This is a genomic window from Dyadobacter chenwenxiniae, from assembly GCF_022869785.1.
GTDB classification, from domain to species: Bacteria; Bacteroidota; Bacteroidia; order Cytophagales; family Spirosomataceae; genus Dyadobacter; species Dyadobacter chenwenxiniae.
Genome location: NZ_CP094997.1, coordinates 5,418,150 through 5,437,878 on the forward strand (window position 1 = coordinate 5,418,150; position 19,729 = coordinate 5,437,878).

Genomic DNA, 19,729 nt, shown 5'->3' on the forward strand with positions numbered 1-19,729 from the left:
GAGCTTAACTGAAAAGCCCCATAATGTCCTCCTGACTAAGTTTTTTGATAAAACCCGATTCTCCTCCAACCAGGTCTTCCGCCAGGTCTTGCTTCCGTTGTTGAAGCAAAAGAATTTTCTCTTCAATCGTATCCTTGCAAATCATCTTATAAGCAAACACTTTACGCGTCTGACCGATTCTGTGTGTCCGGTCAATGGCTTGGCGCTCCACGGCGGGGTTCCACCATGGATCAACTAAGTAGACGTAGTCCGCTTCGGTGAGGTTAAGGCCTACACCACCTGCTTTAAGGCTCATCAGGAACACGCGGCAAGTCTGATCACTCTGAAAACGATTTACACGACCGGCGCGGTCTACTGTTTGCCCGTCCAGGTATTCATATGGAATGTTAACTTTTTCAAGATGCTGACGAATCAAATCCAGCATTCCCAGGAACTGGCTAAAAATCAATATTTTATGATTTGAAGCATTCTCCTCAATTTCCCTTACAATCTCTTCCAGCTTGGCTGATTCATTTCCAAAGTCTTCATCACCTGATAATATTGAGGGTGAATCGCAGATCTGTCTTAGCTTCAACAGTGCTTCCAGGATCAGGAAGCTGCTCTTATTCAAGCCTTCCGTAGCGAGTTTTTCTGCAATTTCAAGCCTGTACTTTTCGCGGAATGTATCGTAAACCTTGCGTTGCTTAACGCCCATTTCGCAGAACAATATCGTTTCTGTTTTATCCGGCAAATCTGTTGCAACTTCCTCTTTTGTACGTTTTAGCATAAAAGGATAGACGAGCTTGCGCAATTCTGCCGCCTTTTCCTTGTCCTGATATTTGTCGATTGGCGTCGCGTATTCGCTGCGGAAAAAGTCCGCGTGGCCCAGCATTCCGGGATTCAAGAACTCAAATTGCGAATAAAGGTCAAATGTGTTGTTCTCAACCGGCGTTCCCGTCATCGTCAAGCGGTTCTTTGCATGCAATAATCTGGAAGCTTTCGAAGTGAGCGAATCCGGATTTTTTATGGCTTGCGCCTCATCCAGCACAATGTAATTGAAATCAAATTTCCGGAGCAACTCCACATCACTGCGCATGGTGCCGTAAGTGGTGAGGATAATGTCATATTCGCGGAAAAAATCAATGTCTTTCCGTCGCGCCATTCCACGATGGACATAAAGGCTTAGTTCGGGCGTAAACTTAGCAGCTTCCGCTTGCCAGTTGAATATCAATGTGGTAGGAACTACGACGAGATTCGTATTGCTTGGATTCAGGTTTTTTTGTTGTTGCAAAAATGTCAGCATTTGCAGGGTTTTTCCTAAACCCATATCATCCGCCAAACAGCCGCCCCAGCCGAATTCATCCAGAAAATGTATCCATTTATAGCCCTCTTCCTGATATTGCCTTAATGTCGCATTCACATTTCCAGGCAGGGCCACATTGGGAATTTGCTTGAAATTGAGCAGTTTTTGCTTTTTTTCATAAAGCTCCCGGAAAACTTCTTCGTTATCCGTTTCCGAAACGAGTTCATCGATTAACGAGAAATGGATTTTGGATAAATGAATTTTCTCACCATTTACCCGACCAAATTGCAATAATGGTTCCAGCTTGCTGATCCATTCATCAGGCAACACGCCTAGCGAACCGTCCTGCAACTGCACGTAATTCTGCTTTTTCAGCAATGCTTTTTTAGCGTCTGCAAGTGAAATCCGCTGGTCTCCAAAAGTGATCTCCACTGTCATATCAAACCAGTCGATTCCTGAGGAAGCATTCACTTTCACCGTTCCGCGGTTCGGGTTGAAGCGCATTTTTTTCAGGTCTTTGAAACCCAAAAGCTCATATTTCTTCTTGCCAACTGCCTCTACGAAACTGAAAAGCCATCCGCCTTTCATCACCTGATCCAGAGGAACATAGAAAAAAGGCTGGCCAGTCTGATTTGCAAAAGCCGCGTTCAGCGATTTCAACCACTCCCAAACTGCGTTTTCGGCAGGAAGGTCGCGTTCAAGCATGGTGATTTTATTGTCCTCAAAACCCGTTTTGCTCCGTCGCTGGTCGTGCATGAACGTTACTTCGGAGCCTTCCTCCTTTTCATCCTTATAAACAAAATTGGGAACGATCAGCAGGTTAGCGTCATCCTCTTTCAAGAAAATCCTTGGCTTACTGAAAGTCAATGGCCTGGACAGCACTTCATGCCGCGTTTGGAAAATTACGTCGAACTGCTCTGCGACCGGAATGATCCAGTCTCGCAAAAACTCCTCTGAAAATTCTTTCTTAACCCTAATTTTATATCCCGTCTGGCCCAGGTAAGCGACCATTTCGGCCTCGCTGATTCCTGCCCAGCGGAAAAGTGTTTTATCATTATGAATGCCCAGCCAGAAACTATCGAGGGAAATCACTTTTTGTAGTTCCAAAGGACTTCCTGCAATGAGCTCCACATAAGGATTTAATGTGATAAACTCCTTATCCTCTGTGAGAACGAAGAAAAGCTTAACAGGCTCGCGGTGCAATTCCAGCTGGGTGAGCTGGTTATTGCTTGTCACATAGTCGCCGTCTGCCAGATAAACGCGCTCGGCATCCAGGTCATTGAAAATCCTGTTCAACTGCTTCCCGACGTAATTTCTGGCTTCGTAACGCTGTTCCGAGCTTACGTCGTCAAAATGCAGATAGGCATTATAAGCCCAACCTTGCTTGCGAATGAATTTCTGTAACCCTTCTTCCCAATGCTTCGCTATTCGCACAAGCCGGGCGTCGGCGTCCGTTAAGACGGGAATTTCGTCCGCAGAATAATAATGGCTGGAACCTCCGGCGATATTCCGGATGTTGGTAATCTTCTCTGATTTTGTGCTGTATTTGACAGAAAAAACGCCGAACCCAATGTCCAGCAAGTGATTTTTCCCTTTTGACCAGAAAACAAAAATAGAGATCCGGTCTTCCTCTTCCTGCTGGCTATCCGCAGAAACGCTGAAAGACACATTCTGAGCGGGCAATATGCGTTCTCTTAATGTGTTCCAATCCTGATATGGGCCTACTTTCTGCAATGCAGGGTCAGCCTTGATCAGATAAAGGCCGCCGTCTTCGTCCAGCTTGAACTCAAACCTCCCTTTCATATCATCTTCCAGGGAATAGCCGTATTCGGCTAGCAGGTTGTTTTTTTCAACCGTCAGATCGCGCATGACTTCAAATGCGCGTTCGCCCAATTCTTCCCGCAGTTTGAGCAATGCAGCCAGTTTGTGCTGACATAGCGGAACCCAAAGTTGCTGATTACACGTGCAGGATGTGTGAACTTGCTTTGTGCTTTTGATCCGCTGAAAATCGACGGTAAAATCCTCGTCATTTTCCTGGACAAGGCATTGTGCCTCACCCTCTTTGGCTGAAAGTATGCTTACATTCCGGATAAACTCCCTGTTTTTCCAGGTGTCTTCCAAAACGAGATTTCGCAGTTGCTGTTCTTTGATCTCGGCCAGATCAATCACCGTGCTGCTCATTTCATGAACAACCTGCTTAATGGTCGGCATTTTATCCAGAATGTAAAGGATTCCTGCCACGCGGTGCTTGCAAAGGCCATTCTTATCCGGGCAAGAACACTCAGTAGTGATCTGGGGCGTAAGAAAATCCCGGATATATATTTGGTAAAATTGAATAGAATAGTCGCTCTTGACCTTAAATTCGGCATTACCCGGACCGTTATAGTCGAGCTTGGAAACTTTTAATCCCCCGCTGCTATAAATGGAACGCCCTCTTGACAATACATCCTTCTCCGTCCGTCTTAATAAGAAGTTGGATAATTTCTCCTTCTTTTCGTTTTCCATTTACCCTGCTGCCATTTAAAATGCAAAAGTACGCTATGTTTCCCTTTTAAGGAAACGAAGAGAAAATATATGGAAAATCCGAATTTCCGCTATTTGATATAAGGTTGCTCAATTACGCCAATGTGGCCCGGATTAGCCGCATTATGGCAGATGCCGATAATTTGTTTGCCAACATTGGGATAAAGAAGTTTACTGTCCAGTTCCGCGAGCGGCAACCAGACCATTTCCAAAGCGGAAGTATGGACCGGGTTCAATGCCGGAATACCTTCCGTAATCGATGCCAGAAAAACGATATGAAGCGTTTCTTTTTTAACCTCCGGCCAGATCACTTCCCCGCATAAGGCCATATGGTTGACCTCCGTCTGAACTCCCAGCTCTTCATGAAGCTCTCTTGAAAGTGCTTGTGAAAGACATTCTCCCGGATCAGGGTTGCCCCCGGGCAACGCATAAACCTCCTGATCCCCATAACAATAGCGTAAAGTGAGCACGCGCTCATCTTGAAAAATAATGGCAGAAGGACGGACATTCATTTGATTTGAAGTTGGTGTGCAAAGGATAATATAGCCCAATTATTCCTGCAAAACCATTTTTTCAATCAAAAGCATGAAAATATGGATCACCTTAATGTGTATTTCCTGGATGCGGTCGGCATAGCCAAAGTGCGGCACGCGGATCTCAATGTCTGCTGCTCCGGCGAGTTTCCCGCCATCTTTTCCCGACATAATGATCACTTTCATGCCCTTTGCTCTTGCCGCTTCTGTCGCCCTGATAATATTTCCTGAGTTCCCACTTGTGCTGAGCCCGAACAGGACGTCGCCGGGTTGTCCCAAGCCTTCGATAAAACGTGAAAATACAAATTCGTAACCATAATCATTGCTCACGCAGCTCAAATGGCTCACGTCGGAAATGGCAATGGCAGGCAATGAACGACGATTATCGCGATAGCGGCCCGTTAGCTCTTCGGCGAAATGCATGGCGTCGCAATGTGAGCCCCCATTTCCGCAGGAGATGATTTTTCCGTTTGCTAAAATCGCGTCCGCCATTAATCGTGCCGCTTTTTCTATTTTTTCAATTTGAATCGGATCGTTCAAAAATTGGTCTAACACGCTTTGCGCTTCCTTCAATTCCTGACTGATAATGTTCGCGTAATCCATTTATATAAGATTTTTAAATTTTGATCGCTTTCAAAACATGCGTTTTCCGTCCCGGTCCTTTGTGCCGTTGGACTTCAAAACCTGCTGCACGTAATGCACGTTTTACAATTCCCTTGGAAGAATACGTTGTCAATACGCCGCCTGGGCGCGTTTGGGCTGCTATTTGTGAAAACATTTCTGCTGTCCACAATTCCGGCTGGGCTCTTGGATCGAAGGCGTCATAGTAAATTACATCAAAATTTTCGGTTGATTTGAAATCTTGAAGCTTTAAATGCTCTTTACGCAGTTTGAAATTTTCTGAAATGTCACAATCCACGGACCAGTGGCAGTCATGCAGCTCCATAAACCCGGATTGGCCGGTTAATGCAGCATAATTTAAAGAAAAAGCCTCATCCCGTGACACGGGAAAGGCTTCAACTGCGACGTAGTCAATACTTTTTTTAAGCAAATCGGCCAGTTTCCAGGTCAGGAAAGCATTTAACCCTGTTCCAAAGCCCATTTCAAAAACACGAACCGTAGATGCTGCCTCTGAAAGCACGGGACGCAGGCCGAGATTGATATAAATGTGCTCCGCTTCGATGAGCGCGCCTTGTAATGAATGATATTGCTGATTGTACTGCGGACTGTACAGCGAATGAGAACCGTCTTCGGTTACGATGAGGCGTTCCAAGTTAAGCCTTGTATTAATTTGATTTGGCTTAAAAGTAACTAAATCATTCTTTTCAGGGTAATCTGGGTAAAGAAAATATCCCCTTTCCGTTTTACCAGCAAGTCAATGTTTCTGCCGTCGCCGCGTTGTAACAATTTGTAAATCTCACTCACATTCAGATCCGAAGCGGAATGGTCGTCAATGAACAGCAACTGATCGCCTTCCAAAAGCCCTGCTTTCAGAGCTGGGGAATCGTCGGCAATGTGGTTAACAATGTAAGAACGCAGGTCAATGCCTTCCGCACGGATCTCCATTCCGCTCATATCGTGTTCAAATTTCTCGCGCAAACGGCTTTTAACCGGTTTGAGCACCATATAACTCTGCGAATAGTTCATCGTTACTTTGAAACGGCGCAATAATTCACAACCAATATTTCCTTGCCGCGACTGCCCGGCGCGAAGTTTGGAACCAAATGCAATGCTATCGGGAAAGGACGCCACAATGTTGTTCATCGTGTAACGGCCCAGCCGCAACCGGTCGATCCGTCCCAGATTTCCGTTGATCACGCCATTTAATCCACGTCCCAGTTGCGCGCGGATGACCTTTTCAGGAAGTCTGAATGATTCTTTTGGCGTGTTATTCAGCAGTAATGCATGTCCGGCACCCGTGTCGATCAAAACGCGGATCGGGTGCTCGCGTCCATCTGCAAAAAGTGTAACAGCGTCCGTAAATGGCTTGGTATCCTCAATGATCAGCGGATGTTTATCGCCTTTACTTGGCTTGTAGCGATATTTATCGGGGCGCATTAGTATCAGTTCCTTTTTAGAAAAGTCGATCGTTACTACGAAATTGTTGAAAATTTCATATCCAAAAATGCCATGAACAGGCACACCTACATATTCCGATAGCCTTAAAAAATCCTCTTCTAGCACCACAATATTCTGGTGATTCGCTTTAAGCCGACCCATTGAAAATCTATTGTCGATGGCGACGTGCGCAGAAATGCTCTTTCCTTCACCGGCACCGGTCAGGTTTACTTTTCTGGTAAGCCTGAGCTTGTCCGGTTTAAGGATGTAGGGGTCAGTGATAATAATGGAGCTTACCCCCGTGTCCAGAATGAAGCGGAGGGAGTCAGTGTCGTTGATCTTTGCATACAAAAGGATCAGGTTTGAATGCAGTTCAAAAGGGATGCGGGTAGATTTGTGATTTTTATCTAGAAAGTAGCCATACTTCTCCTCTGAAACGGGGGGTACATCTTCTGTTTTCGCAAATGATATGCTGCTCGTAAAAAGTATGATCGCTACAACTAACCACTTAGACGTTTTCATCGTGGCCTCCTTTCTTTAAATGCTAAATTCTAAACTCCGGTATAAACATAAAATAACACGTTGATTATAAACGGCTTAACTCTGTCTTTATCATCCTCGGTGTTCAGCAAGTGTCATAAGTGACACTATCGGTTATCTAAGTAAAATTACTGCATTTTATCTCAATTAAACACAAAAAATTCTTTATATGTGCAAAGTTTTTGTGTTTTTATAGAACATTTCCTTATAATCATGTAAATGATGAAATTATGGTAATTTTGTTGCGTTAAAAGGCGTTTTTTCACAATAAAAATTTTCTCATGCGAAAAAAAATTGTTGCAGGTAACTGGAAGATGAACAAAGTTCTGGATGAAGCAGTTGCGCTTACTTCCGAGCTCGTAAATATGGCGAATGATGAGGTTCAAAGTGATGTAAAAGTGATCCTTTGCCCTCCTTCCATTTATCTAACTACGATCAAAAAATATCTGGAAAGCGCACCGAATTTTGCCCTGGCTGCACAAAATTGTTCAGACAAGGTCTCTGGTGCCTATACTGGAGAAATTTCCGCGCAAATGCTGCAGTCGATCGGCGTGGAATATGTGCTGATCGGGCATAGCGAGCGCCGTCAATATTTTAATGAAAGCAATGCAGTTCTGGCCGAAAAAGTGAACACGGCTTTGGCTAACGGCGTTTCACCAATTTTCTGCTGCGGCGAATCGCTGGACCAGCGTCAGAATGAAGATTACATTGGATTTGTAAAAAACCAGATCACAGAAAGTCTTTTCCATCTTTCGGAAGAGCAATTGCTTTCCGTAATCATCGCTTATGAGCCGATCTGGGCGATCGGAACGGGATTGACGGCTTCTGCTGAGCAAGCGCAGGAAATGCATGCAGCTTTGCGTCAGCACCTTGCTTCCAAATACGGTGCAGCGGTTGCGGAGGAGATTTCTATCCTTTACGGCGGCAGCGTTACAGCAGCAAGCGCTCCTGAATTATTCAGCTCCCCGGACATCGACGGCGGCCTGGTAGGCGGCGCATCCTTGAAATCCAGGGAGTTCACAAACATTATCAAGGCGAGATAAGCACATTACATTTGGGTAACCACAAATTCTACCCTTCTGTTTTTGCTGCGTTCAACTTCGGAGGTGCTTTTTGCCAGTGGGCGGGTGCCTCCGTAGCCTTTCGCCTCGATCCGGTCTGCGGCAATGCCCTTTTCAATCAAGTAACTCCGCACCGATTCTGCGCGTTTTCTGGACAAATCAAGGTTTTTATCAAAATCACCCACATTATCGGTGTGCCCTTCTATCCGGATCCTGATCGTTTCACTTTCCTTCATCAGGTCTACGAGCGTGTTAAGCTCTTCATATGACTCCGGCAAAAGATCCACTTTTGAGGTTTCGAAGTAGACATTAGGCAGGCTGATCGTCTCGCCAACCGCCATTTTACCAGTCTTCATTTTTTCCAAACCGCTTTTAGGCTGCTCAGCTGCAAGCGGTTCTTCTGCTGGTTCCTGTTTCTCTTCAACTTTTGGCTTAGGCGCAGGCTGGACAGGCTTTTTCACCGGCTTCTCCACTTTTGCTGCCGCTTGCGGCACTTTCGCTTTCTTTTTTAGCGGGTTTTTGATGTGAATGCCATAAAAATTCCACGACTGGTTTCCACCCGAGCTGCGCCCTTCGTAAAAGTCAAAAACCTCGATACCCGGATCCAGGCGCTCGAAATAAGCCACAAAATTCACCGTATCACCCGGCATTATTTCTTTCGTTCCGGAGGTTGGAATGTTGTCGGCTTTGATGAATTTAAACTTTACGTCTATTTCGCCGGGCTTATACAACCTTGTTTCGGGATCAAGCCAGATGGCGCCTGCGTTAGGCTGTTGAAATTGCTGTTTTTTTTGCCTTGGATTAATAGGAAATGGAAGATTACGGGGCTGAACCTGAACCGCTTTTTTCTCAACAAATTGAAAATGAATGATTGTCTGCTGGTCTGTGAGCTCCACACGCCTGATTTTCACATAGGGCACAGACTGTTCTTCAACCTTGGGGTTATTTGTAATTTGTCCAAAACCTGGACTGAATGAAAATACAATGGCAATTGTTCCTGCCAAAAGCACTTTGATATTCATGTCTTTCAATGTTAACTTTTTAAAACTAAACTGCAAGAACGCCTGAACATTCCTGATAGTTTGTTAAAATTTGTTAAACAATGTAAGTTACTGATTTTCAAAAATAAATGCAGACCAAAATTGCGGATCATAGCGCTCCCAGGCATGACAGCCAAAGGGCAGTTTGTGCTGGGTGATTTCATAAGTGGCGGCAGGACTTTTCTCAAAAGCAAAACCCAATGCCTCGTGCCAGGAAGGAAGTTTTAAAAATAGCTTCATAGGAATCAACCGCGTTGCTTCCTGCGAAAAAAGCATATCCTCATTCCCTAGCCAAGCCGGATAAACTGCATTATAGATCTTCAAATAACGGATGATGGCGGGAACGCGCCTTAATGATAGTCCGCCATTGAACACAACGCGGTGAGTCGAAAGGGCATCCGCAAATTGCTGATAAGATGCTGCTCCCAATGCGTCCAGCGCAGGCATATGCAATGAAGGCGCTCCTATGTAGTCAAACCCTTTTGCACACCATTCCAAAAGTAAATCCTGAAAAACGTAAGCGTCTAACTGATAGATCAGTATGTATTCGTAAGCGAGGAATTTTTTGTAAAAATCAATGGAAATCATGAGCCGGTTATAAGCGGCAATGTCCGTGAAGAAAGCGTCATCGAAACTGATGAGCTCAATGTTCGGATAAGACGCTGTTATAGCATTCAGATCCAGGCTTGCAGGTTTGACAATTTTGACGGGATATTTGCCTAAAACCTTCATGCATTGCTTTAATGACAATTTTTCATTGTCATTCATCACCGATTTATAAACCGGAATGACAACTGCGACCTGTGGTTTTGCTTTGCTTGATTTCACTATAACCTGATCATTTATTCGAATAAGTCACCCATTGCAGGCAACCACCAATCTTTGCTGCTGAAACGATAATGCCCCTGAATCACATTATTAACGACGAAGGGAAACCGTAAAAGGCGGTTATCGGGCAATGCTGAGCGTTTGAAAAAATGCGCTTGCGCGAGGTCCAGCTTCATCAGCTTTTCCTGTGGCACAAATGGAAGTGCCTTCAACAGCTTATACATGCCCAGCAGTTTTTCACCTTTTTCCTTTAACGGGATCAACTTCTTGTTGCGATCGCGGTTCAGCCGGTCTTTGAGCTGGACTTTATCCACTTTATTACCAAAACCGACCTGCTGGCTGGCATGGATGCGATAGTAAATGAGCGTTTCGGGAATGAAGTCGATTTTGCCTTCCAGGCTCAGCACCATAGCCATCCAGGCGTCGTGGATAAGGTCCGGAACATGCGTGGGAAATGGCATCAGCCGGGCCAGACACGATTTCCTGATGGCCAATGTTGCGCCGGTTACGATAAAACCAGTAAACAGGATTTCATGCGCTTTGCCACTTTTCCACGTATTTTGCTTCTTCGCATCAAATTCAATTTCCTCCCATATTGTACTACCGACTGGTTTTGAATCATCACCCATTTTCATGGCATCACAAAAAACAGCATCCTTATCCGGATGTGCATTCAGGTAATCTGCCTGCTTCTGGACGCGGTCGGGTCGCCATTTATCATCCTGGTCACAGAGGAAAATAATGTCACCTGTGCACAGGGAAAGGCATTTCTCGAAATTTTTTGTGGAGCCGAGGTTCGTTTCGTTGACATGAATGTGAACCGGGAAAGCGCAGTTTTCGGCAAATGATTGAATAATTTCAATGGTATTATCTTTCGACCTGTCATCGCAAACAACCAACTCATCAACCGGAAGTGTCTGGTCAGCAATGCTCTTCAACTGTTCGGACAAAAATTTTGCCCCGTTGTAGGTGCACAAAGCCACTGAAATCATAAAAGCTTAATAAATGAATTAAAACGGCTGCAAGTTAGCAGTCAATTTACACTATCCACAACCGCAGCATTACTTTTGCTCGGATTCCGTCTCCCGGAATTCGTGCAAATCCGGAATTCTGACCACACGATGATCAACCGCCCATTGCATTGCTTCGGAATAGGGTTTGGCTTCGTGATAATAGACCAGCCGCGTTTCAGGGTCATTCTGCCACGAAACCACTCTTGCTGTCAGATCCTTGTTCATATCCTGCAAAGCCTTTCGATTGTTAAAAAAAACTGTTCCCCAAAGGACAACGCCAGCATACGACAGGATCCGTAAATGGCGCGTGCGCAATATTTTCATATCCAGAAAAATAAGCATGAGAATGACAGGAATAGTCGCCGTAAAAAACATGTAACGCGGTGCAATGCCGCCGGCAGCCCTGGACTCAAATCTGGAAATGGAAATGATAATGCCCGTGAGAACAGGCATGGAAAGCAGGCAGTATAAAAGCGGGTTTTGCCGCGCATAACCCATAAAAAACAGCCAGACCCAGACAAACAGGACGGTTGTCCCCACGATCATGCAGAAGTAAATGTTGATATAATGGTTGGATGCAGGATTGATATAAACGAAACTGCCGAGAAAGGTCAGAAGCAGACTTTTGGCCCAATCAAAATTGAACTGAACATGCTGTTTAGCAAGCGCTTGCGAGCGCACCGCGAAGGTGATCCAGAGCAAAACCGCCGTAATAATGCTCCATGCAATCAGTTGAGGCCATTTTTTCTGAACAAACAATAAAAAAGCGCCTAACAGCAATCCCAAAAATCCATTTCCAAAAGAAAAAACAGCGATGACAACGGCCAGAATAGCCATAAAATAAGACGCGCTGATGATGCGGTCTGACTTATCCAGCAAATACAGGCTGAGAAAACAGAAGAAAAAAACCGTATAATGCTGAATTCCTCCCCAATAAAAGAATGTAACCTGCCAGAAACCCAGACTGAAAAGAAAAACCGTCACAAAAAGCAGGCTTTCGCCCGATAGCAAGCGGTTTTGGTCCATAATCTTTAACATTAATATAAAGAAACAGATCAGCAGCAGATTTTGAAAAAACACAAGATTTGCAAAATCGACCCGATGGAAAATGCTGAAATAGGCGGCAGCGGCGAGTCGGGAAAAAACGATCCGGTGCTCATTGTGGCGGCCAAAAAGTATTTCGAACTTCCCTTTGGCGGTATAATCGTCAAAAAAGATGCGTTTGATAAAGCCTAGTGTCGTGTCGTAATCGTCGAATGAAGGAATGTTGACCGTGCTGGAGAAAAGGGTCACGCAGAAGATCAAAAAAATAGCAATGCTTAAACCGATAGGAAGATATTTAGGCATATCTGATATTTTTGTCAAAAAGCGGAAAGGAATATTGAGCTGTATAAAGTTAATTCTGTATTCCAAGATTGTAAATTTAAGTATGTTAAACCTACTTTATGGCATTACCCGATCAACTTAAAAAGGCGATTATCCAGATGCCGGCCAAAGAAAAGGATAAGCTGCTGCTGAGACTGATCACAAAGGACCAAACGCTTGCAGACCGGCTGCATTTCGAGCTGATCGAGGACAGCGCCACCATTCCGGAACGCCGCGAAGAAATCATTGGTCGCATTACGCGGACTTCTAAATCCAACCAGAACACGCCGGGCTGGGTGCTGATGGACATGCGCAACCTGAGCGGCGACATTGCTTATCATGTGAAAGTTACCAAGGATAAAATCGGCAGCATTGAGCTCAACTTGTTCTTAATGAACACATTCATGGAGGAATATGCCCCTATTTTAAAAACCTATTCTTCCCGTGCGGACACCTGTGCGCTGTATCTTGCCAAAAAAGCGCAGGTTATTTTGAATGCATTCAACAAGCTGGACGAGGATTATCGCGTGGATTATATTAATGACACAAACCGCATGTTAACCTCGCTTCACACGCTTTGTTCCAAAATGTACGCGCGCCAGATGGAAATTCCCACTGAACTGGAAAGCTGATGGCCTAAAAAATTCTTCCAAATGAAAAACACAGCATTGTTGCTCATTGATGCACAGTTTGATTTTTGTAATCCAAAAGGCGCACTTTTCGTGCCGGGCGCGGAAACGGACGTGGAACGCATTGCCAGGCTAATTGCGCTGGAAGGTGAAAAAATCGACGCCATTTTTGTCACGCTGGACACGCATAAGGTGCTGGACATTGCGCATCCGCTTTTTTGGGAGGATGCCAATGGGAACACGGTGGCGCCTTTTACCCTCATTACGGCTGCGAATGTTAAATCAGGAAAATGGACGCCGCGCTATGAACGCGATTATGTGTTCCAATATCTGGAAACATTGGAAGCCGAAGGTGAATTCAAACATTTCATCTGGCCTGAACACTGCCTCATCGGGTCAAAAGGCGCCGCGCTGGACGATACAATTATGGAAGCATTACTCGCCTGGACGCACCGCACAGGCCGGGATTATAAGGCAATTGTTAAAGGAACAAACCACCTAACCGAGCATTTTGGCGTTTTTCGGGCGCAAGTTCCGGTGGCCAATGCGCCGGAAACCGAACTGGATCAGGGGTTTTTGAATGATCTTGCAGCATTTGATCAAATTCTGGTTGCGGGAGAGGCGCGTTCGCATTGCGTGGCGACGAGCATTAACCAGATCCTGAAATATGCGCCGGAACTGGTTCCTAAGGTGACCATTTTGTCGGATTGTATGTCTGATGTTACAAACTTTGAGGAAGTTGCGGACCCAATTTATGAGGAGGCGGCGCAAAAGGGAATGACTTTTTTGAAGGCAAATGCGGTCCAGCTGTCATAAGGCTGCATTGGAACATTCCCTCCCGAAATGCCAAACTAAATAAATGTACTTTTGGTTAGTATAAAGATCGGTGCATGACCAAACATATGCCGACTATCCCATTAATTTCTCTATGATGCAATTACCTGTGCCGCGGATTGAGGCTGCTCAATTCGATGATCTGGATCCGAGACAATACATTCTGATCAAAGGTGCCCGAGTGAATAATCTTAAAAATGTTGATGTTGCGATTCCACGGAACAAGCTGGTGGTAATCACGGGATTATCCGGTTCGGGAAAATCTTCATTGGCTTTCGATACGTTGTTCGCCGAAGGGCAGCGCATGTATGTGGAAAGTCTGAGCAGTTATGCGCGGCAGTTTTTGGGCCGGATGGAAAAGCCTGAGGTGGAATATATCAAAGGCATTTCGCCCGCGATTGCCATTGAACAAAAGGTGAACACGCGGAATCCACGCTCCACGGTTGGCACTTCTACGGAAATTTATGATTATCTCAAATTGCTTTTTGCGCGCATAGGACACACTTATTCGCCTATTTCGGGGGAATTGGTTAGGAAAGATACGGTTACGGACGTTGTCAATTTTATGCTTGCGCATGAGGAGGGCACGCGCGTAATGATCCTGGCACCATTGCACATTCGCGAAGGACGCACGCAGGAGGAAGAGCTAACAATTTTATTATCAAAAGGTTATAATAGGATTTATCTCAATGATGAGGTCGTCGCTATTGAAGACATTCTAGAAAACCCGGACAATTATTCGCAGGCTGGCAACCAGGTTTTCATACTAATTGACCGCGCAGGAGTTAAGCACGATGACGAAGACACGCAATATCGCCTCTCCGATTCGGTGCAGACTGCTTTTTTTGAAGGAGAAGGCATTTGCATTGTGCAAGTCGTTAATGGCGAGCGCAAGGTTTTTTCTGACAAATTCGAGTTGGACGGCATGTCGTTTGAAGAGCCGACCGTCAATCTTTTTAGTTTTAACAACCCTTATGGTGCCTGTAAAAGGTGTGAGGGTTTTGGTAAAATATTAGGCATTGATCCGGATCTGGTGATTCCGGACAAAGGGTTGTCTGTGTACGAAGGCGCCATTGCTCCCTGGCGGACAGAAAAAATGGGCGAATGGCTAACGCCGCTCGTTCGCAATGCTGTAAAGTTTGATTTCCCAATCCACAGACCATATAAAGACCTTACACAGGAACAAAAAGACCTGCTCTGGACGGGTAACAAACATTTTCAGGGGCTGAATGACTTCGTCGCTGAACTTGAAACCCAGACTTATAAAATTCAATATCGGGTAATGCTTTCGCGTTTTCGCGGCCGCACAACCTGCCCTGATTGCCGCGGATCGCGGTTGAGAAAAGATGCTTCATTTGTAAAATTGGGCGGCGCTTCTATTACTGATCTCGTTTTGATGCCCATTAAGAATGTAACTGTATTTTTTCAAAATCTCGAAATCAGCGAACATGACCGGCAGATCGCGAGGCGGGTTTTAACCGAAATTGAAACGCGTCTGGATTATATGAACCGTGTGGGTTTGGGTTATCTGACATTAAACCGCCTTACCAGCACATTATCCGGCGGAGAATTTCAGCGGATCAAACTGGCGACTTCACTGGGAAGCGCATTGGTGGGTTCCATGTATATTTTGGATGAGCCTAGCATTGGATTGCATCCGAGAGACACGCAGCGACTTGTAGGCGTGCTGGAATCTTTACGCGATCTGGGAAATACGGTGATCGTTGTGGAGCACGAAGAGGAAGTGATGCACGCTGCGGACCAGATCATCGACATTGGCCCGGAAGCCGGAACCGGCGGCGGACATGTTGTTTTTCAGGGAAATTGGGAAGATATTTCTGATCTGAAAAACAATGGTTATATCGAAAACAATGAGACCGGCATCAAATCACACACCTTGGATTTCTTGCTTGAAAACGATTCGATCCCCGTTCCGAAAGTCAGAAGGAAATCGCTGCACCATTTGAAAATCAAGGGAGCAAGAGAAAATAACCTCAAAGAACTCGACGTAACCATTCCATTGAACACATTAACCGTTGTTACGGGCGTGAGCGGTTCTGGGAAATCAACATTGATCCGAAAAATCCTTTATCCTGCGCTGATGCGTATGAAAGGCGAGTTTAGCGAAGAAGTAGGGAAGTTTGACGAGCTCACAGGAAGCATTGACAGGATCGAGGCCGTAGAAATGATCGACCAGAATCCGATCGGAAAATCTTCGCGTTCTAATCCGGTTACTTACATTAAAGCATACGACTATATCCGCCAGATGATGGCCGATCTGCCATTGTCAAAAGCTCGGAGCTATAAACCTTCGCATTTTTCATTCAATGTGGACGGCGGGAGATGTGAGATTTGTCAGGGCGAAGGCCAGGTGAAGATTGAGATGCAGTTTATGGCCGACATTTATCTCAAATGTGAAGGTTGTAACGGGAAAAGGTTCAAGCAGGAAATCCAGGAAGTGCGTTACCATGAGAAAGATGTGGCTGAAATCCTGGATATGACTGTGGATGAAGCCATTGAATTCTTTAAACCAACTGAACCAAAGCTGGTTGAAAAGCTGATGCCTTTGCAGGAAGTGGGATTGGGTTATGTGGGTTTGGGACAATCTTCCAATACGTTGTCAGGCGGAGAAGCGCAGCGTGTGAAGCTGGCCTCTTTCTTAGGAAAAGGCTCCTCTAATAAAGGCAAAACGCTTTTTATCTTTGACGAACCAACAACCGGGTTGCATTTCCACGACATTAAAAAACTCTTGAAAGCCATTAATGCATTGGTGGACCAGGGCGATAGCGTGATCATTATCGAGCATAATATGGAAATCATCAAAAGCGCTGACTGGATTCTGGACCTTGGCCCGGAAGGCGGCGACGGCGGAGGTTATCTCACATTTGCCGGAACGCCCGAAGAAATGGCGAAGATCGAAGACAATTATACCGCGGCATTTCTAAAAGACAAAATCTGACCAAATAGCCCGATTACATCGAAGAATCGTAGATTAGGCAGTAAAGACAATAAGAAAAAGCCTTATTGAACTGAAACCAAAAGCGATTTTTATGAAGTTATATAAAGCAGAAAACGGCATCCTGCTGGAAAGAGACGATCTTTTTTATCGTTTGCATGAGACCGACTGGGATCTGGCAGTAAACAGGGACGATCTGTACGAGTGGCTGGAAATACAAATTGAAAGCCTCATTCCGATTACTTTCACGGACGATGTTCCTATGCCGGAAATCCTGGCGCCTATTGGTTCTCAGGAGGTTTGGGCATCAGGCGTAACCTATTTCAGAAGCCGCACGGCCCGCATGGAAGAATCTGAAAAAGCAGGTGGCGGAAGCTTCTACGACCGCGTTTATGAAGCCGAAAGACCTGAGCTTTTCTTTAAATCAACGGCCTGGCGGGTTGTGGGCAACCACGGAACCGTTCGCATTCGCCGTGATTCTACCTGGGATGTGCCCGAACCAGAGCTCACATTGTTTGCATCTTCGTCAGGAGCATTAGTGGGTTATACCATTGGAAATGACATGAGTTCGCGGAGCATTGAAGGCGAAAACCCTTTGTACTTGCCTCAGGCTAAGTCTTATACAGGAAGTGCCGCGCTCGGGCCGTGCTTACTTGTTCCCGAATTTCCGTTAGGCGATGATACAGTGATTGATATTGCCATTGTCCGTTCAGGTGAAGAAGTTTTCAGCGGCGAGGTGACATTATCCCAGATGAAACGCAAGCCGGAAGAACTGCTTCAATATCTGTTCCGTGAAATGTCCTTCCCGCACGGCGCTTACCTCATGACCGGCACCGGCATCATTCCCCCATCCGATTTTACATTACAACAGGGCGATATCGTTCATATTTCCATCGAACCCATTGGAACGTTGACAAACGTGGTAGGCTGAAAAAACAAAAAGCTGCAACTTTAATAGTTGCAGCTTAATTCATGATGAATGTTTGGCGGATCAGCTCGGCAATCCGATGAATGCATAAATCGTGCAGCGAACGAAGGCGATCAACTTAGTAACGATTGAATCATCGCTGCCGTTGTCTTCCTCATTGGTAAAGAAAGAAGACGGCCCTGCTTCCAGAATTCTTTCATTTAATGTCATCGGTTCAGTATTGCTGCTGAATTGTGCGGTAAATGCTGTAACGCGTTTGACACTTGCATGATGCTTAACCACTTTCGATGGTCTCGCTTTTTTTGCAACAATGCGTTCGCTTGGCTGCGTACACTCTTTGCCTGCCTGTAACTTTTTGTGGGCTACAAACATGTTGTGAGAGTATCCCGTTGCCCCAGCTTGAAGGCTGAAAAGGACTAGGAGTGTAAGTATTTTAATTGTTTTCATGGCTATGTTTCGGTCGTTCAGAGAAAAATCAGGATGCGATTCTGTTGTAACTAATTGACTCTACAAATATATATGTTTTATTAGGTATCTTGCAATACATAGTACCTTGTTTTTAACAATTTTTAGGAAAATTTTTTTAAACCCCTAAAAATGTTGAACGGTAACACATTTGTATTAATAGATGTAAATATAATTTAAAAGGTTGCAGCTCAGGAATAAAAAAAGACGAAACGCGTAATTTGACTGCTGAAATGTAGTAGATGACCGATAAAACAAAAACGCCGGAACAAGCTCGTTCCGGCGTTTTGCCTTGGTTTAACTTGCTGTAATTTATTTTTCCCGGAAGAAAATAGTGATCGGCACACCCGAAAAATCGAAGTTTTCGCGCATCCTGTTTTCCAGATAGCGCAAGTAAGGTTCTTTCACGTGCTTCGGATTACTGCTGAAAAACACGAATGTCGGTGAAGGCGTTGGCAGCTGGATCATATATTTAATGTTGATATATTTTCCTCTGTCTGCCGGTGGCGGATATTTTTCAATTTCAGCCTGCATAACTTCGTTCAGTTTCGAAGTCGTGATTTTCTTGGTTTTGTTTTTATAAACCTCCATTGCCTTTTCCATCACCTGGTGAATGCGCTGCTTTTCAACAACGGAAGCAAAAATGATAGGCATATAGTTCATCGGAGCAAGTCTTTCCAGCAATGCTTTCTTGAAAGTGTCAGCGGTTTTGGAATCCTTTTCAACCAAATCCCACTTATTCACCATAATCACAATTCCCTTCTTCGCCTTATCAGCCTGACCGATAATGTTCATATCCTGACCTTCGAGGCCCAATGTTGCATCCAAAAGAATGATACAAACATCTGATTCCTCCATCGCCTTCACCGAACGCAACGTGGAATAATACTCAATGTCTTCGTTAACGCGTGATTTGCGGCGAAGTCCGGCTGTGTCTGTCAGGATAAATTCCATCCCGAATGCATTGTAATGCGTGTGGATGGCGTCGCGCGTGGTGCCGGCAATGTCCGTCACAATGCTCCTGTCCGTGCCTGTAAGCACATTCAGGAAAGAGGATTTACCTACATTCGGTCGTCCCATGATCGCAATACGCGGGATTCCAGCTTCGGGATCTTCAATGCCGGCGGTTTCAAAATGCGTGATTACCTGATCCAGCAACTCCCCTGTTCCAAAACCGGTTTGTGCGGAAATAGCGAAAATCTGATCGCCTAATCCCAATTCGTAAAATTCAGCAGCAGACTGATAACGTTCCTGTGTTTCCGCTTTGTTGGCCACCAGATAAACGGGCTTATTAATACGTCTGAGCACATTTGCGAAATCCTTATCCAGATCCGTCAAACCCGTCATTGTATCCACCATGAACAAAACCACCGTGGATTCTTCCAATGCAAGCTCAACCTGCTCACGAATTGCTCCTTCAAAAATATCTTCTGAACCAACGACATAACCGCCGGTGTCGATTACTGTAAAATATTGATCGGTCCATTCCCCATAACCATAATGGCGGTCACGGGTAACGCCGCTCTGGTTGTCCATGATCGCTTTACGGCTCTCCGTAAGGCGGTTAAATAATGTGGATTTGCCCACATTCGGACGCCCAACAATTGAAATAATATTTGCCATTTTGTATTAATTAATGTGGTCCAAACGACTCGAAAACCTGCCGTCCTTCTT

At 45.1% G+C, this 19,729-nt stretch carries 16 protein-coding genes; 5 read left to right on the plus strand and 11 right to left on the minus strand.

Features of this window, described 5'->3' with window-relative positions; translation table 11 throughout:
• Nucleotides 1–4: 4 nt before the first annotated feature.
• The 5 genes from MUK70_RS23170 to MUK70_RS23190 all read right to left on the minus strand — a co-directional run bounded on the left by MUK70_RS23170 (nt 5) and on the right by MUK70_RS23190 (nt 6,918).
• Nucleotides 5–3,787, minus strand: coding sequence for a DEAD/DEAH box helicase (locus MUK70_RS23170; RefSeq protein ID WP_234655320.1), 3,783 nt, complete (start codon nt 3,785–3,787; stop codon nt 5–7).
• Nucleotides 3,788–3,876: 89 nt separating this feature from the next.
• Nucleotides 3,877–4,317 carry an NUDIX domain-containing protein gene (locus tag MUK70_RS23175; RefSeq protein ID WP_234603503.1) on the minus strand — a complete coding sequence of 147 codons (441 nt, stop codon included), beginning with the start codon at nt 4,315–4,317 and terminating at the stop codon, nt 3,877–3,879.
• Between the two features lie 39 nt (nt 4,318–4,356).
• Complete coding sequence (lpcA, locus tag MUK70_RS23180; RefSeq protein WP_234603506.1) at nt 4,357–4,941, minus strand: D-sedoheptulose 7-phosphate isomerase; 585 nt, start codon at nt 4,939–4,941, stop codon at nt 4,357–4,359.
• A 13-nt stretch (nt 4,942–4,954) separates the two neighbouring features.
• The gene (mnmC2, locus tag MUK70_RS23185) at nt 4,955–5,611 is read right to left on the minus strand and encodes a tRNA (5-methylaminomethyl-2-thiouridine)(34)-methyltransferase MnmC2 (protein ID WP_234655321.1); all 657 of its coding nucleotides are present in this window, start codon (nt 5,609–5,611) and stop codon (nt 4,955–4,957) included.
• Nucleotides 5,612–5,649: 38 nt separating this feature from the next.
• On the minus strand, nt 5,650–6,918 hold the full coding sequence (locus tag MUK70_RS23190; RefSeq protein ID WP_234603511.1) for a pepsin/retropepsin-like aspartic protease family protein: 1,269 nt from the start codon (nt 6,916–6,918) through the stop codon (nt 5,650–5,652).
• Between the two features lie 299 nt (nt 6,919–7,217).
• On the opposite strand from MUK70_RS23190, the gene tpiA reads away from it, so the two are divergent.
• Nucleotides 7,218–7,979, plus strand: a complete 762-nt coding sequence (tpiA, locus tag MUK70_RS23195; RefSeq protein ID WP_234603513.1) for a triose-phosphate isomerase — start codon at nt 7,218–7,220, stop codon at nt 7,977–7,979.
• A gap of 5 nt (nt 7,980–7,984) precedes the next feature.
• On the opposite strand, the gene MUK70_RS23200 is transcribed toward tpiA, so the two are convergent.
• The 4 genes from MUK70_RS23200 to MUK70_RS23215 all read right to left on the minus strand — a co-directional run bounded on the left by MUK70_RS23200 (nt 7,985) and on the right by MUK70_RS23215 (nt 12,225).
• A complete protein-coding gene (locus MUK70_RS23200) occupies nt 7,985–9,019 on the minus strand; it encodes an OmpA family protein (RefSeq protein ID WP_234655322.1) in 1,035 nt (344 codons plus the stop codon).
• An 87-nt stretch (nt 9,020–9,106) separates the two neighbouring features.
• Complete coding sequence (locus MUK70_RS23205) at nt 9,107–9,865, minus strand: DUF5672 family protein (RefSeq protein WP_234655323.1); 759 nt, start codon at nt 9,863–9,865, stop codon at nt 9,107–9,109.
• 14 nt (nt 9,866–9,879) lie between these two features.
• A complete protein-coding gene (locus MUK70_RS23210) occupies nt 9,880–10,857 on the minus strand; it encodes a glycosyltransferase family 2 protein (RefSeq protein ID WP_255716552.1) in 978 nt (325 codons plus the stop codon).
• A 69-nt stretch (nt 10,858–10,926) separates the two neighbouring features.
• Nucleotides 10,927–12,225, minus strand: a complete 1,299-nt coding sequence (locus MUK70_RS23215; protein WP_234655325.1) for a hypothetical protein — start codon at nt 12,223–12,225, stop codon at nt 10,927–10,929.
• A 98-nt stretch (nt 12,226–12,323) separates the two neighbouring features.
• Here MUK70_RS23215 and MUK70_RS23220 point away from each other — a divergent pair, with 98 nt between their 5' ends.
• From MUK70_RS23220 to MUK70_RS23235, 4 genes are all read left to right on the plus strand, one after another.
• Entirely contained in the window at nt 12,324–12,875 is a 552-nt protein-coding gene (locus MUK70_RS23220; protein WP_234603522.1) for a hypothetical protein, read from the plus strand.
• 21 nt (nt 12,876–12,896) lie between these two features.
• The gene (locus tag MUK70_RS23225) at nt 12,897–13,688 is read left to right on the plus strand and encodes a cysteine hydrolase family protein (protein WP_234655326.1); all 792 of its coding nucleotides are present in this window, start codon (nt 12,897–12,899) and stop codon (nt 13,686–13,688) included.
• 112 nt (nt 13,689–13,800) lie between these two features.
• Nucleotides 13,801–16,665: an excinuclease ABC subunit UvrA gene (gene uvrA / locus MUK70_RS23230; RefSeq protein WP_234655327.1), complete on the plus strand. Its 2,865-nt coding sequence runs from the start codon at nt 13,801–13,803 to the stop codon at nt 16,663–16,665.
• 91 nt (nt 16,666–16,756) lie between these two features.
• A complete protein-coding gene (locus MUK70_RS23235; protein ID WP_234655328.1) occupies nt 16,757–17,593 on the plus strand; it encodes a fumarylacetoacetate hydrolase family protein in 837 nt (278 codons plus the stop codon).
• A gap of 60 nt (nt 17,594–17,653) precedes the next feature.
• On the opposite strand, the gene MUK70_RS23240 is transcribed toward MUK70_RS23235, so the two are convergent.
• A complete protein-coding gene (locus MUK70_RS23240) occupies nt 17,654–18,037 on the minus strand; it encodes a hypothetical protein (RefSeq protein ID WP_234655329.1) in 384 nt (127 codons plus the stop codon).
• Nucleotides 18,038–18,367: 330 nt separating this feature from the next.
• Nucleotides 18,368–19,678: a ribosome biogenesis GTPase Der gene (gene der / locus MUK70_RS23245; RefSeq protein ID WP_234603532.1), complete on the minus strand. Its 1,311-nt coding sequence runs from the start codon at nt 19,676–19,678 to the stop codon at nt 18,368–18,370.
• Nucleotides 19,679–19,729: the final 51 nt, after the last annotated feature.